Source organism: Pseudomonas sp. TH21, assembly GCF_016651025.1.
GTDB lineage: Bacteria > Pseudomonadota > Gammaproteobacteria > Pseudomonadales > Pseudomonadaceae > Aquipseudomonas > Aquipseudomonas aylmerensis.
Genome location: NZ_JAEKEQ010000001.1, coordinates 185723 through 199354, shown reverse-complemented (window position 1 = coordinate 199354; position 13632 = coordinate 185723). Strand labels below are relative to the sequence as shown.

Genomic DNA, 13632 nt, shown 5'->3' with positions numbered 1-13632 from the left:
GAAAGTTGTAAAAGACCCACATTTTAATAGTACCGAACGTACTAAAAGAACATTCAAAGGCCTTGCCTAATAAACGTGCCATCACAATAATGAGAGCCATTACCATTTACACTTCGGTGGCACGCTCATGTCGACCCTCGATCCTTCAACACTTCACCAGCTGTACAGCGAACACAACAGTTGGCTGAAGGGCTGGTTGCGGGTGCGCCTGGGGAATGCTGCGGATGCGTCCGACTTGGCGCAGGACACGTTCGTACGGGTGATGACGGCCCGCCACACTACGCCCATCCGGGAGCCGCGCGGCTATCTGAGTGCGATTGCGCGTTCGTTGCTGATCGATAAATCCCGGCGCCGGGCCATCGAGCAGGCTTACCTGCAGGCATTGGCGCTGCGGCCGGAGCCAGTGGAGGTGTCGCCGGAGGTGCGCTTGTCGATCATTGAGATGCTGGTGTCCATCGACACGCTGCTGGATGGGTTGGGCACGCGCACACGCGAGATTTTTCTCGCGGTGCAGTTGGAAGGCTTGAGTTACGTAGCGGCTGGCGAGCGATTCGGGGTGTCGGTGACCACGGTGAAAAATCACCTGGTTCGCGCCATGACCCAATGCCTGTTGCTGGTCGAAACCTGATGGCTACACCGCCGGACCTCAAGACGCTGGAGGCCGCCGCCACCTGGTACGTGCAGCTCAATGACGGTACGCCGGATGAGGCGCGCACCCACGCCTGGCAGGCCTGGTTGCAGGCCAGCCCGCAACATGCGGCGGCGTGGGCACGGGTCGAGGCGCTGCAGCAGCAGTGGGCGAAGATGCCTCGCCAGGCGGCGCTTTCCGGTCTGGGCGCGGCGCAGAAACAACGTCGCGCTGTGTTGAAGATTCTCGGCATGCTGCTCGCGGTAGGTGGCTGTTCGTGGCTGGCGGTGGAACAGGTGCCGTATCGCGCGGTGCTCGCACAACACCGCACCCACACCCGGGAACGGCGCTCGCTGAGGCTCGACGATGGCACGCAACTGGAGTTGAACACCGGCACGGCGCTGGATATCCGCTTCGACGCCCACCAGCGGCTGATCCAGCTGTACGAGGGTGAAATCCTGGTGCAGACCGCCAAGGACCCGGCCCGGCGCCCGCTCATCGTCAGCACCGGCGACGGCACGATCAAGGCGCTTGGCACCCAGTTCAGCGTTCGCCAATTGGAAGACAGCACCCACGTCGGTGTGCTGGAGGCCGCCGTTGAAGTCCGCCCGCGCCGCCAACCAGAACAGGCGTTGCGCCTGGAGGCCGGCCAACAGGTCACGTTCGATCACGATGCGCTTGAAAACGCGCGTCCTCTGCCTCCCGGCTCGGCGGCATGGGTTCGCGGCATGTTGAGCGTGGACGATTGGCGCCTCGGCGACTTCATCACCGAGTTGGGTCGTTACCGCCCAGGCGTGCTGCGTTGCGCGCCGCAGGTCCAGGACCTGAGCATTTCCGGCGCGTTCCGCATTGACGACACCGACACTGTGCTGGAAAACCTGAGCAAAACCCTGCCGGTAAGGGTGCGCTACCTGACCCGCTATTGGGTCAGCATCGAACCCGCCTGAAAACTGTTCGCGCGCAGCCTTGCCGATTTTGATCTCATCCCGAACAGTGGGTGGAAGGTTTTTGTGCAGCGGTGCCCGCCATCGAGACTAGTCGGCGGGCGTCATTGACTCAAGCCAACCGCACTCAGTGCCCGGCACTTTGGCCGCCGTCCACATGCAGAATCTCGCCGGTCACGAATGCCGCTTGCTCCAAATATATAATCGCCTGGGCGATGTCACTCACTTCGCCCATATGCCCCATCGGGTGCAACTTCCCGAGTGCCGCGTGGGTGGGCTCGGCGTGCATCGGCGTCTTGATGATCCCCGGGCTCACTGCGTTGACCCGAATCCCGCGCTTGGCGTATTCAATCGCCAGCGACTTGGTCGCCGAATTCAGCCCGCCCTTGGTGAGGCTGGCGAGCACCGAAGGCACGCCGTCGACGGCATGGTCGACCAGGCTGGTGGTGACGCTGACGATGTGGCCGGCGCCGCGTTTTTCCATCTCGGCAATGGCGAGTTGGGTGATGTAGAAAAAGCCGTTGAGGTTCACCGCGAGCACGTTGGCGTAGTCCTCCTGGGTGTACGTGGTGAAAGGCTTGGCGATGAAGATACCGGCGTTGTTGACCAGGCTGTCGATGCGCCCAAAGGCTGCCAGCGCTTCGCGGATGACGCGCTGGGCGGTGGCGGAGTCGCCGATGTCACCGGCGACGGTGAGGATGTTCGGGTCGGTGGACGGCTGGATCGAACGCGAGGTGGCGACCACGCGGTAGTCGAGGGCGCGGTAGGCCTGGACCACGGCGGCGCCGATGCCTTGGGAAGCGCCGGTAACGATAACGACTTTACTCATGATGATGCTCCGGTAATGGATTTGCGGTACTCAGTGGTGGTGATGCCGGCGTAGCCCCAGTTATCGGTGTCGATTTCTTCGATGACGATGTGGGTCAGGTCCGGGCGTTTGTGCAGGACGCGTTCGAGGGTTTCGGTGAACTCGGCGATGACCTGGGCTTTTTGCTCCGGGGTAACGCCGTCTCGGGTGATGCGCAGGCTGACAAAGGGCATGGCAATGGCTCCAGTCGCCGGCCATCGGGGTGATGGGCTGGCAGTGGGGCCAATTTAGGCGTGCGCCTTGAGCGGATAAAGGTGGGGCTGGGTACTTCATTAGTGACGCGGTGTAATGGATCAACAGCGCCGTCTTGCTCTATCCTCGCTGGCGTATTTTTCGGTATAACCGAAGCCCACGCGTTGCGAACGGACTCCCATGAACGCCCTGAAGCTGACCTTTCTGCTGGTGATTTTCCCGCTGCTGTTGGCCGCACTCGGCGGTTGGGAGCACCAGCGCGCTGCCCAAACCAGCAACGCGGTGATCGACTATCACCTCAATGTCGGCATCGCCAAGCAGCAACTGCAGGCGCTGGCGGCGCAAGACCCGGCCGCGACCGTCGACCTCGGCAAAGAAAAAATCCGCGTGCAACTGGCGCTCTCGCGGCTGGACAAGATCGAAGCCGAACTGCCCACCGCCCATCACATCAACCGTGCACTGCGGGCGTTGGCACCGTGGGTGATCGGCCTCGGGCTGCTGGCGGCCTTGATTGGCCTCGCGGCACTGCTCGGCACGCAGTGGGCCGGGCAACGCGCGCAGCAGTCGCGGGACAAACTCTTGCAGGCGTTCACCCTCGGCAGCCGCTTGCTGCCCTACGTGTTGGTCAGCCATGTGGTGGCGATGGCAGCAACGGTCGCCCTCGCCTTGAGCTATGAAAGTTTGGCGATGTGGCATGTCGGCCGGCTGGGCAGCGGTGAAATCAAGCTGATGGCCGTGCTGGGGGTGGTCGCGGCGTTCTGCGTGTATTCGATCTGGCTGTTGCTCAAGCAGTTGCGGTACATGCTGGGCATGTTCAAGCCCGAACCGCTGGAGATCTTCGGCGCCGTGGTGACGCCCGAACAGGCACCGGCCTTGTGGCGCCAGGTGAATGAGCTTTCGAGCACACTGGGTGCATTGGCGCCGGACCATATCGTCGTGAGCCTGGCCCAGGGCTTTTATGTGACGTCCAGCGAGGCCAGTGTGCTGCCGGCGCAAACCCGCTTGACTGGACGCACCCTGCACGTGCCGCTGCTGCACCTTGGCTTGCTGAGCCGCGCCGAAATCGGCGCGGTGATCGGCCATGAACTGGCGCACTTCGCCGGCGAAGACACCGACTACAGCCTGCGCTTTGTGCCGATCTATGACGGCGTCAATCGCAGCCTGCAGGCTTTGCTGCAAACCCTGCTGGCGAGCGACCTGATCCAGGGCTGGCTGATGCGCCCATCATTCTTGTTCGGCGTGTTTTTCATGCAGCACTTTGATCACGCGGTGAATCATTGGAGCCGCGAGCGCGAGCTGCTGGCGGATGCCGCCGGTGCGCGCGTGGCCGGCAATCGCGCAGCGGCGTCGGCCCTGTTGCGGGTGTCGGTGCTGCATGCCCACGTCGAGGAATCGCTGCTGGCGTTATGTGACGCCGCATCAGAAGAAGACCTGCCCCGCGCCGTGCTCACCGCGCTGAGCGGTTGCGAATTGCATCTGCCGCCTGAAGCACTGGAGATTCATCAGCCGCATCCGACCGACTCCCACCCGTCCAATGGCGAACGCCTGCAGGCGCTTGAGGTGCCATTGGACGAGGCGCTGCGCACCGCCACCCGCCTCGTCGACGCCGCCGCGGCGAACGGACAAATCGATGGTTATTTCCGCGCGCCACAGACGCTGCGCGAGCAACTGTCTCGCGATCTGCTCGAGGTGGCCGTCGCCGAGAACGCCGTGCACACTCAGTTGCTGGAAACCCTGGTCGTTTCGACAGATGGCGAACGCGCACTGCATGAAGGCGGCGCATGGCGCGGCGTCTTGATGGCGGTATTGACGATACCCTTCGTGCTGTTCGCCCTGTGGATAATGGCCCGCCCCTGGCTGGCCCCGGAGCGCCTGAAAGGCACGCCGTTGTCGACAATCGGCGTGGGCGCCGCCGTCGGTAGCGTCGCGCTGATATTCCTGGGGCTGGGCGTGCGGCGGTACAAACGCGCAGCGCAAGTCGCCTTGCGCCTGACGCCGGAGCATTTTGTCTTCGCCAACCTGAAGCAGCCGCTGCCGATCGAGCACATCGCCGATGTCTCGCTGCAGTTCATGCAGGGCATCTGGGTAACGCTGGAGTTGAAGCCGGATGCGCCCTTGCCTGAGCGGCGCAAGACCGCGTTTGGCGTGCCCGGCGCGCGGATCAACAAGAAGAAACGCCAAGTGCTGCTGCAGATGGCGCAGCTGTGTATCGACAACCAGAAGATCGAACCCTACGAGGGCCTGAGGCTGATGCTCGACTACGTCAATGCGTCTGTTGCACGCAAGGTCCTGCAGAGCCGGGAGGATTCTGCACAGGCATAAAAAAACCCCGAACCAGTCGGGGTTTTTTATCGCCTTGGATCAGGCGCGACGCCAGATCAATTAGAAAACGTTGATCGGGTAGTCGGCGAACAGACGGATTTCGTTACCGCCTACGTTGTACTGGTCGGCGTTGCTGGAAACACGCAACCAGGACGCACGCGCACGCAGGCTCAGGTCTTTGGCCGGGCCGCTCTGAACGACGTATTTGAACTGGTTGAAGATTTCACGCTCAGTGCCATTGCCGCGGTTGGAACCGTCGTCAATGTTGGTACCGCGCACGTAGGCAACGTTGTAGCTCAGGCCAGGCACGCCGAAGGTAGCGAAGTCGATACCGTAGGCTGCTTGCCACGAACGCTCGTCCTTGCCGTTGAAGTCGGACCAGTAGGAGTTGGCCAGCAGGATGGTGTTGCCGCCATCGCCGATGCCGCCAGCGTTGCGGTAGCCGCCATACAGGTAGCCGGTGTCGCCGGTGCTGCGCTGGTGAGCAAGGGTGAAGCTGTGCGGGCCGACAGCCCACGTGGCGCCCAGGCTCCAGATTTTGTTGTCGCGAGCGTCTTCGTCTTTCTGGTTTTCCAGGGCGAAGCTCTTGTCCAACTTGGTTTTGTAGCCGTTGAAGTCAAAGGTCAGCGACTGCTTCTCTGGCAGGGCCAGCACGTAGTTGACGTTGACGTATTGCTTCTTCAGCACGTCCTGCATGTCGGAAGCGTAGAGCGCAGCCGACAGGCTTTCGGTGAATTTGTAGCTACCACCGATGTAGTCGATGCTTTTCAGGCGACCGCTGTCGGTGCCTTCCATGCTCTTGCGCGCTTCTTTGGTGAAATGACCTGCGTCCAGTTGCAGACCGGCGATCTCTTTGGAAACGATCGACGTACCGGTGTAGGTTTCCGACAACAGACGGGAGTTGTCGTACTGCAGTACAGGCACGGCCGGGAACTGATCACCGTACTTGAGCACGGTGTTGGAAACGCGGAACTTCACGGCAGCGCCGCCTTTGGCCAGGTCGTGCGGTGCCGAGCCTGGGTTGTTGCTGCCATCAGGGTTGGTGGTGCCATTGCCCTGCTTGAAGAAGTCGATGCCGCCCGCGCCGGCGCGACCTTTACCACCGTCCAGACGGATAGCGTATTGGCCGATGACGTCCACACCCACACCGACGGTGCCTTGGGTGAAGCCGGACTCCAACTTACCGATGAAGCCTTGGCCCCACTCGGCTTTGTCTTGCTTGCCGTTCTTGTAGTCACGGCTGATGTAGGCGTTACGTGCTGCGATGTTCAGGTGGCTGTCTTCAACAAAACCCTTGGATTGCTCCTGGTCGTTGGCCATTGCCTGAGTGGCGCTCAAAATCCCCAGAGCGATCAGACCCATCCGTTGCTTCAACATTTCTTATATTCCTTATTACTGGTTGAGTACGCGCTGTGACACCAGGCTCCGTGTCGCTTTTCTGGTGTCGACTTTTCCAGGAAAAAGAAAGCCCGCGGACGACTTAACTGCCGCGGGCCTTTTTTATTGGATGAGTCATGGCGGTTAGCCACAGGCGTTGGGCGCAATCCTAGTCGCGCGTTGAACTATGTGTCAATTTCGTGAATCGTCTGTATTTAGGCGAAATAATTCTAAGCAAAGGCCTATTGCCGCTCTGGAAACGACAAAAAATCGCCTTTGGCGACCCCTGAAACACATTTAGTAACATATTTCAAAGCCGATACATTTGGGAATAGATAACGCACGTAAATGCAAAGCATTACCATTAAAGCGCAATTTCCTCCTAACAATTCGGATACATTTCCCCATGCCAGCCCCACGCCTGATGCCCCTCACCCTTGGGCTTTCTGTTCTGCTGTCTGCCGGTTTTGCCTGTGCGGCGACCACCCTGCCCGAAACCTCGATCAGCGCCGACGCCGACGAAGACGATCCCCGCGTCAGGGAAACCACCACCGCCACCCGCACCGCCACTGCGGTGCGTTATGTGCCCCAGGCGATTGACTCGGTAAAGACCGAAACTCTGCGCGCCTACGGCACCAATGACCTCGGCCAGGCGTTGAGCGGCATCCCCAACGTGAGCAGCGGCGCCGACACACGTTTCGACAGTTTGCGCATCCGTGGTTTCGACGCGAGCAATGACTTCTATCTGGATGGCATTCGCGACGACAGCCAATACGTGCGCGACCTGCATAACATCGAGCGCATCGAAGTGCTCAAGGGGCCAGCAGCCGTACTTTACGGGCGAGGCGGTCAGGGAGGGATCGTCAACCGCGTGAGCAAACTGCCCATCGCCGGCCACGCCTCGAGCATCGAGGCCCAGGGTGGCAGCAATGATTTGCGCAGCCTGTATGCCGATCTCAGTGCCGACCCCAGCGACACCCTCAGCCTGCGCCTGAACATGGGCAACCAGGACAACAACAGCTTTCGCGATGGCGTCAGCGGCAATCGCCAGTTGTTCGCACCGTCCATGAGCTGGCAACTGACCCCGGACCTGAACTGGCTGGTGCAATACGAATACAGCCGCTACAACCGCACGCCGGACCGTGGCATCCCCGGCGTCAACGGCCGCCCGGCGGATGTGAGCCGCGGCACCACCTACTTTGACAGCCGCGACTACATCGACGACAAGACCCAGTCGCTGCGCTCCAAGCTGGCCTACGAACTCAATGACAATTGGCAACTGCGCCAGACGTTGGGCGTGTTCAAGCTCGACAGCGATTTCGACAACACTTACCAGACCGCCTACGCGCCTGCGACTAACAGCGTCACACGCCAGCGCTGGCAGCAGGACCTGACCACCCTGAATATCTTCAACAACCTTGAGCTCGAAGGTGGCTTCAGCACCTTCGGCCTGGAGCATCGCCTGCTCAGCGGCCTTGAGCTGGGCAGCCAGCGTCGCGATCCCAAGCTGTACACCGCGACAGCCGTCAGCCGTGGCGGGCAGGCCGTGCCGAGCCTGGACCTCAACCAGCCGAATCGCCACCTGAGCCACACCGGGCGAATGAGCGTGTCGAGCAACAATCACACTGAAGTCGACAGCCGCGCCGTATACGTACAGGACCAACTGCGCCTGAATGATCAGTGGCAATTGCTCGCTGGCCTGCGCTACGACCGATTTGAAGTGGACACCAAGAACAAGCTGCTCAACACCCGGCAAGCGGTCGAAAGCCACAGCACCAGCCCGCGCTTCGGTGTGGTCTGGACGCCGCTGGAACATCACTCGTTCTACGCCTCGTGGAGCAAAACCTTTTCCCCGGCGGGGGGCGGCGTGATCGGCATCACCCCGAACGCCGCCGGCAGCGTCAACGACCTGAGCCCCGAACTGACCAAGCAGAAGGAAATCGGGGTCAAGAGCGACTGGCTCGACGACCGCCTCAGCACCACCCTCGCCGTGTACGAACTGGAACTCTACAACCGCCGCACCAGCGACCCGCTGGACCGCACCATCACCTTGCTCAGCGGCCTGCAGCGCTCGCGTGGCGTGGAGCTGACCGCCACTGGCAAGATTGTCGGCAACTGGTCGGTGCGCGGCGGCATCGGCTTGCAGGACGCTACGGTCGTGAAGGACAACAACGGCTTTGAAGGCAAGCGCGTCAGCGACGTCGCCAAGCGCAATGCCAGCCTGTTCCTCACCTGGAAACCGGAAATGGGTTGGTACGCGGAAACCGGGCTGACCCTGGTCGGCGACCGTTATGCCGACAGCCTCAACACCGTGGTCATGCCAGGTTATGGTCGCTGGGACGCATTGGCCGGGTTCCGTCAAAAGGAATGGGACCTGCGCGCGGCGCTGAATAACATCGCCGATAAAACCTACTACGCCTCGGCGACCAGCGTGGCGCAGATCCAGCCAGGCGAGCCACGCAGCCTGGTGGTCACAGGCACTTACAGCTTCTAAATTCCCCCTCCACCTGTAGGAGCCGGCTTGCCGACGATAGCGTCGGCGAGATCAGCGCAGGCCCAAGGCCGTCGCCGCCGGCGAGCCGGTTCCTACAAGGGTGCGATCAATTCACACAGCGCGTGCACTTCTTCCTCACTGAACAACCCCGCCGGGTAGCGTTCACTCATCACGCTGCGCAAGTCAGGCTGCTGCCGGATCTGTCGCGAACCGTTTTCCTTCAACCAGAGCGCCAGCGCATGGATCGCGTCACCGTTGACCCGCAAAGGGTGGAAGGTGCGCGTGTACATCAGGTTGATATCGGCATTCATTTCAGCGCTCTCTCCTACTGCGTGAGCGGCTAACTTACTCAAGGTTTATGACAGAACTGCGCAGTCATCACCCTGGGCCACTGTGACAACACCGATACAAGAGCTATGCCAATGTCCCGTGTTTATAGGCATGCGGACACAAAAAAGCCCGCGACCTTGCTGGGCCGCGGGCTTGCTCAAAACGCTGAAACCGGCTAGCGCCCGCTCATCGCTCGAATGCTGTTACAACTGCACTCAGTTTTTGTGCGGGGCTGGCTGTTGTTGGGTCAGGCAATGGATATTGCCGCCGCCCAGTAACAGTTCACGGCCCGGCACCATCACCACTTCGTGCTGTGGGAACAGCTGCTGCAGGATCGCCTTGGCCTGGCTGTCCAGCGGATCGTCGAAGCTCGGCGCGATAATGCCGCCGTTGACGATCAGGAAGTTCACGTAGGAACCCGCCAGCCGCACGCTCGGGTTGCGCTCCTGGGTACCGTCTACCGGGTCCACGCCGGCGCATTCTTCCTCGGTGGCGTACAGCGGCCCCGGGATCGGCATTTTGTGCACTGTGAACGCGCGTCCCTTAGCATCAGTGCTGCTTTGCAAGACGTCGAGGGCGGCATGGCAGCGCGCGTAGTTCGGGTCTTGCGGGTCGTCGGTCCAGGCCAGCAGCACTTCACCCGGGCGCACGTAGCAGCAGAAGTTATCCACATGCCCATCGGTTTCGTCGTTGAACAGGCCGTCCGGCAACCAGATGATCTTATCCACAGCCAGGTTGGCGCTCAGCACCGCTTCGATCTCGCCACGGTCCAGGTGCGGGTTGCGATTGCGGTTGAGCAGGCACTCCTCGGTGGTGATCAAGGTGCCTTCGCCGTCGACGTGGATCGAGCCGCCTTCGAGCACAAAGCCTTCGGTGCGGTAGCGCGGCGCGCGCTCGATTTCGAGGATCTTGCCGCCCACCTGCGAGTCGCGGTTCCACGGCGAATACAGGCCGCCGTCAAAACCGCCCCAAGCGTTGAAGTCCCAGTTCACGCCGCGCACTTCGCCGCTGTTGTTGATCACGAAGGTCGGGCCGGTGTCACGTACCCAGGCATCGTCACTGGACATTTCCACCACGCGGATATTCGGCACATCCAGGCGGGCGCGGGCGTTTTCGTACTGGCCGGCGGACACCGCCACGGTCACCGGTTCAAAGCGCGCAATGGCCTTGGCCACCGCGACGTGCGCCGCCTGCGCTGGCTTGCCGCCCAGGCGCCAGTTGTCCGGGCGTTCTGGCCAGATCATCCAGGTCTGGGTCTGTGGCGCCCATTCGGCGGGCATGTAGAAGCCATCGGCGCGGGGTGTGCTGTGCAGGGTGGTCATGGCGTTCAGGACTCCGAATGGGGTGAAAGCCGACTTTATAACGGATAAAAATCGGCTTTAAAAGCGATCAACGATCATAGTTGATAAATATGACAATAAATAGCCGATAACAATCGACTACCTACACAAGCTCATCCAGCACCTTCGATAGCATATCGACGAAGAAATCCACGCTGCGGCGGGAGGTGACCATCGGTGGCTTGATCTTGAGGATGTTCAAGTAATCACCGGTAGGCTGCATGAAAATCCCCAGCTCGCGCAGGCGCTCGCAGAGCAGCGCGGTTTCTTCGGTGGCGGGGTCCAGGGTGTGGCGGTCGCGCACCAGCTCCAGGCCCAGGTAGAAACCCGAGCCGTGAACGGCGCCGACCAACGGATGGCGGTCGATCAATGCTTCCAAACGCGCCTTGAAATGCCCGCCGACCACTTGGGCGTTTTCCCACAGCTTTTCTTCCTCCATCACATCCAGCACTGCCATGCCGATGCGGCAACTGACCGGGCTGCCACCGGAGGATGAGAAGAAATAGCCCTCAGCCTCCAGTGCCTCGGCGATTTCGCGGCGGGTGATCACCGCCCCCAGCGGCTGGCCATTGCCCATGCCTTTGGCCATGGTGATGATGTCCGGCACCACGCCCTGCTCTTCAAAGCCCCAGAAAAAGTGGCCCATGCGGCCATAACCGACCTGCACTTCATCGGCGATGCACACGCCGCCCTGAGCGCGCACCAATGCATACACCTGCTGCAGATAACCAGGCGGCAGCGAGATGCCACCGGCATTGCCGTACACCGGCTCGCAGATGAAACCCGCCAATTGACGTTTGCTCGCGGCGATTTTCGCCAGGTTGTGTTCCACGCTTCGTACATAGTCCGGCGCGCTGTCCTGCCCGCGGAACTCGCCGCGATAGGTATTGGGCGCGGTCACCGGGTGCACCCACTCCGGGCGGCTGCTCAAGGCCTGGGGGTTGTCGGCAATCGAAGTCGAGACCGCATCCGCTGCCACCGACCAGCCGTGGTACGCCTCCAGCACGCTGAGCATGTCGCGCCCGCCGCTGTAGGCCCAGGCCAGGCGGATCGCCAGGTCGTTGGCTTCGGTGCCGCTGTTGACCAGGAACACCCGGTCCATGCCCGCCGGCGCCAGCGCCAGCAAGCGCTCGGAAAACTCGGCAATTGCCGCGTAATGGAAGCGCGAGTTGGTGTTGAGCAGCGACCACTGGCGCGCCGCCACCTCGGCCATGCGCGGGTGGCCGTGGCCGAGCACCGCCACGTTGTTGAGCATGTCCAGGTAGGAGCGGCCCTGCATGTCGATCAGGTGGTTGCGCCAGCCGCGCTCGATACGCGGCGGATCGGCGTAATAGTGTTTCTGCGAGCGGGCGAAGCTGGCATCGCGGCGCGCCAGCAGGGCCTCGGGGTCCAGCTCGGGCTCGGCATCGCAAGCCAGCCCCAGCAGCGCGGCCGGCGAGGGGCACAGCACCTTCCACGCCTGCGCGCGCGAGGGCGTGCAGAACAACGGCGCCGACAGCTCGGTGCGGCACAGTTGCACGGTGAGCGGGCCTTCGACTTCGCCGATAACCTGGCCCTTGAGCACCGCAGCGCCCGGCCGCAGCGACGCCTTGACACCCCACAACCGCACGTTGGCTTCACCGCTGTGCACACGCAGTTCGCCGTTGGCGCCCAGGTGCACAGTGCCCGCAAACGGCGCTTCGACGGAGGTACCCTGGGGCACGTGCAGCTCGACGTGCAATGGGAACGTCTGCGGCTCATGGGCACTGTCGGGCTGAGTCCGTGACAAACGGTACTGCCCATAACGACTGGCCGCCAGGCCATGCACGGCGGCCGCGTCCTGCAGCAAACGCTGATCGGCGCCGGCATGTTCCCAGTTGCCCGCCTCGAAATGCGCGCTGAGCACGCCCAGGTCGATCAGCGCAAATTCGCGCCCCACCAGCCCAGGCAACAACGGCGCGAAGCCTTGGCTGACCAGCGCGGCAGGCGCCTGCCCGACGCTGCTGAGAATCGCCGCTTCCATCAACTCGAACGGCACCGATGTCGCCACATGGAAGATTTCCCACTCGTGCTCGGCGTTTTTCAACAGGTAACTGTTATCCGGATCCAGGCGTTGCTGCTGCTCGCTGCTGAGTACCAGCACGGCCGCGCGGGCGACGATCAATGGCCACAGCACCTGCAATTCTTCGAGCTGCAGCGGTGTCACGGCATGGCAAGCCTGGATCGCCGGCAGGATCGCAAACGGATCGCCTTCGGCATGGTGCAACAGGGCGGCGCAGGTCACGGACAGGTCGGCGATGCGCCAGGTGTGGACCAGGTCGCCGAAATCGATCACGCCCTGGACTTGCCAACGGCGTTGAGCATCGCGTTGCCAGACCACGTTGTCGTCGGTGATATCCATGTGCACCGCTTGCCACGGCAAGCGCTCGGCCAAGGGCCGGATGCGTTGCTCGACCTGCTCGGCCACCTGCTCCAGGGCCGCGCGATGCGGCAGGTTTTCCAGGCTGGCCAGCAGGTGGGTGATCAGTTCCCGTGCATGGCGCGGGTCCCATTGCAGGGTGCGTTCCAGGCCCGGGTGGGCAAAAGACGCGAGGGCCAGGCTCATACGGCCGCACAGGTCGCCGAAGCCCGCGATCACCTCACGCCCCAGGTGAGGCAGGTGGGTCAACGGCTGCCCGTCGATATAATCCAGCAGACGCACATGCAGGGTTTGCCCGTCGAGGTTGACGCTCAGCAGTTCGTCGCCGCTCAAGGCCGGGATGACCTTGGGTACACGCAGGCCGGCTTGCGCCTGCAAGCTGTTGAAGGCCGCGTGCTGGGCGTGCAATTCCACAGCGGCGTAGTCGCCCCGGCAGATTTTCAGAACAAAGCGCCCGCGCGGGCTGTCGACCTTGTAGTTGAGGTCCTGTTGGCTGCCCAGTGACTGCAATGTGCCCGCGAGGCCGTAATGTTGCTCAAGCAACTGCGCCGCCTGATCGGGGCCTACTTGCGGGCAGGGTAGACTGGCGCGATGAATCAACGTGGCGAGCAACATGGGGTGGCCTCGGTTTTTTTTCAGGGGTGTATATCGCCATTGTTCAGGTAAGTTAAGCAACCCCCTGGGTACAGCGCGCTTGCGCCGTCCTCCCGCACAACTCAAGCTATGCTCATTCGCTCAA

Annotated in this window: 10 protein-coding genes; 4 read left to right on the top strand and 6 right to left on the bottom strand. The window is 62.1% G+C overall.

The annotated features are described in order from the left end of the window. Window positions 1-127: 127 nt before the first annotated feature. Window positions 128-628 (top strand): sigma-70 family RNA polymerase sigma factor, encoded by a 501-nt coding sequence (locus JFU04_RS00845; protein WP_201143347.1) that lies wholly within the window; start codon window positions 128-130, stop codon window positions 626-628. After that, window positions 628-1575, top strand: coding sequence for a FecR domain-containing protein (locus JFU04_RS00840; RefSeq protein ID WP_201143346.1), 948 nt, complete (start codon window positions 628-630; stop codon window positions 1573-1575). Before JFU04_RS00845 ends, JFU04_RS00840 begins: the two co-directional genes overlap by 1 nt. Before the next feature lie 124 nt (window positions 1576-1699). On the opposite strand, the gene JFU04_RS00835 is transcribed toward JFU04_RS00840, so the two are convergent. Both JFU04_RS00835 and JFU04_RS00830 read right to left on the bottom strand, forming a co-directional pair. After that, window positions 1700-2401, bottom strand: a complete 702-nt coding sequence (locus JFU04_RS00835; RefSeq protein WP_065899634.1) for an SDR family NAD(P)-dependent oxidoreductase — start codon at window positions 2399-2401, stop codon at window positions 1700-1702. Further along, window positions 2398-2613 carry a tautomerase family protein gene (locus JFU04_RS00830; protein WP_065899633.1) on the bottom strand — a complete coding sequence of 72 codons (216 nt, stop codon included), beginning with the start codon at window positions 2611-2613 and terminating at the stop codon, window positions 2398-2400. The genes JFU04_RS00835 and JFU04_RS00830 overlap by 4 nt, the downstream gene beginning before the upstream one ends. 199 nt (window positions 2614-2812) lie before the next feature. Here JFU04_RS00830 and JFU04_RS00825 point away from each other — a divergent pair, with 199 nt between their 5' ends. Beyond that, complete coding sequence (locus tag JFU04_RS00825) at window positions 2813-4954, top strand: M48 family metallopeptidase (protein WP_201143345.1); 2142 nt, start codon at window positions 2813-2815, stop codon at window positions 4952-4954. Window positions 4955-5014: 60 nt separating this feature from the next. Here the strand turns inward: JFU04_RS00825 and JFU04_RS00820 are convergent, their stop codons facing one another. Then, window positions 5015-6331 carry an OprD family porin gene (locus JFU04_RS00820; RefSeq protein WP_065899631.1) on the bottom strand — a complete coding sequence of 439 codons (1317 nt, stop codon included), beginning with the start codon at window positions 6329-6331 and terminating at the stop codon, window positions 5015-5017. A 406-nt stretch (window positions 6332-6737) separates the two neighbouring features. Between JFU04_RS00820 and JFU04_RS00815 the strand changes: the two genes are divergently transcribed. Further along, window positions 6738-8825 carry a TonB-dependent receptor gene (locus tag JFU04_RS00815; protein WP_201143344.1) on the top strand — a complete coding sequence of 696 codons (2088 nt, stop codon included), beginning with the start codon at window positions 6738-6740 and terminating at the stop codon, window positions 8823-8825. A 92-nt stretch (window positions 8826-8917) separates the two neighbouring features. Here JFU04_RS00815 and JFU04_RS00810 read toward each other — a convergent pair whose 3' ends face one another. From JFU04_RS00810 to JFU04_RS00800, 3 genes are all read right to left on the bottom strand, one after another. After that, window positions 8918-9136, bottom strand: coding sequence for a hypothetical protein (locus JFU04_RS00810; RefSeq protein WP_065899629.1), 219 nt, complete (start codon window positions 9134-9136; stop codon window positions 8918-8920). A gap of 234 nt (window positions 9137-9370) precedes the next feature. After that, window positions 9371-10477, bottom strand: a complete 1107-nt coding sequence (gene aguA, locus JFU04_RS00805; RefSeq protein ID WP_065899628.1) for an agmatine deiminase — start codon at window positions 10475-10477, stop codon at window positions 9371-9373. Window positions 10478-10598: 121 nt separating this feature from the next. After that, complete coding sequence (locus JFU04_RS00800) at window positions 10599-13508, bottom strand: aminotransferase (RefSeq protein WP_201143343.1); 2910 nt, start codon at window positions 13506-13508, stop codon at window positions 10599-10601. Window positions 13509-13632: the final 124 nt, after the last annotated feature.

Bases quoted from the DNA above. Each gene is read 5' to 3' on its own strand.
- JFU04_RS00840 (WP_201143346.1), top strand. From the start codon at position 628: ATGGCTACACCGCCGGACCTCAAGACGCTGGAGGCCGCCGCCACCTGG.
- JFU04_RS00800 (WP_201143343.1), bottom strand. From the start codon at position 13,508: ATGTTGCTCGCCACGTTGATTCATCGCGCCAGTCTACCCTGCCCGCAA.
- JFU04_RS00820 (WP_065899631.1), bottom strand. From the start codon at position 6,331: ATGTTGAAGCAACGGATGGGTCTGATCGCTCTGGGGATTTTGAGCGCC.
- JFU04_RS00830 (WP_065899633.1), bottom strand. From the start codon at position 2,613: ATGCCCTTTGTCAGCCTGCGCATCACCCGAGACGGCGTTACCCCGGAG.
- aguA (WP_065899628.1), bottom strand. From the start codon at position 10,477: ATGACCACCCTGCACAGCACACCCCGCGCCGATGGCTTCTACATGCCC.
- JFU04_RS00845 (WP_201143347.1), top strand. From the start codon at position 128: ATGTCGACCCTCGATCCTTCAACACTTCACCAGCTGTACAGCGAACAC.
- JFU04_RS00815 (WP_201143344.1), top strand. From the start codon at position 6,738: ATGCCAGCCCCACGCCTGATGCCCCTCACCCTTGGGCTTTCTGTTCTG.
- JFU04_RS00810 (WP_065899629.1), bottom strand. From the start codon at position 9,136: ATGAATGCCGATATCAACCTGATGTACACGCGCACCTTCCACCCTTTG.
- JFU04_RS00835 (WP_065899634.1), bottom strand. From the start codon at position 2,401: ATGAGTAAAGTCGTTATCGTTACCGGCGCTTCCCAAGGCATCGGCGCC.
- JFU04_RS00825 (WP_201143345.1), top strand. From the start codon at position 2,813: ATGAACGCCCTGAAGCTGACCTTTCTGCTGGTGATTTTCCCGCTGCTG.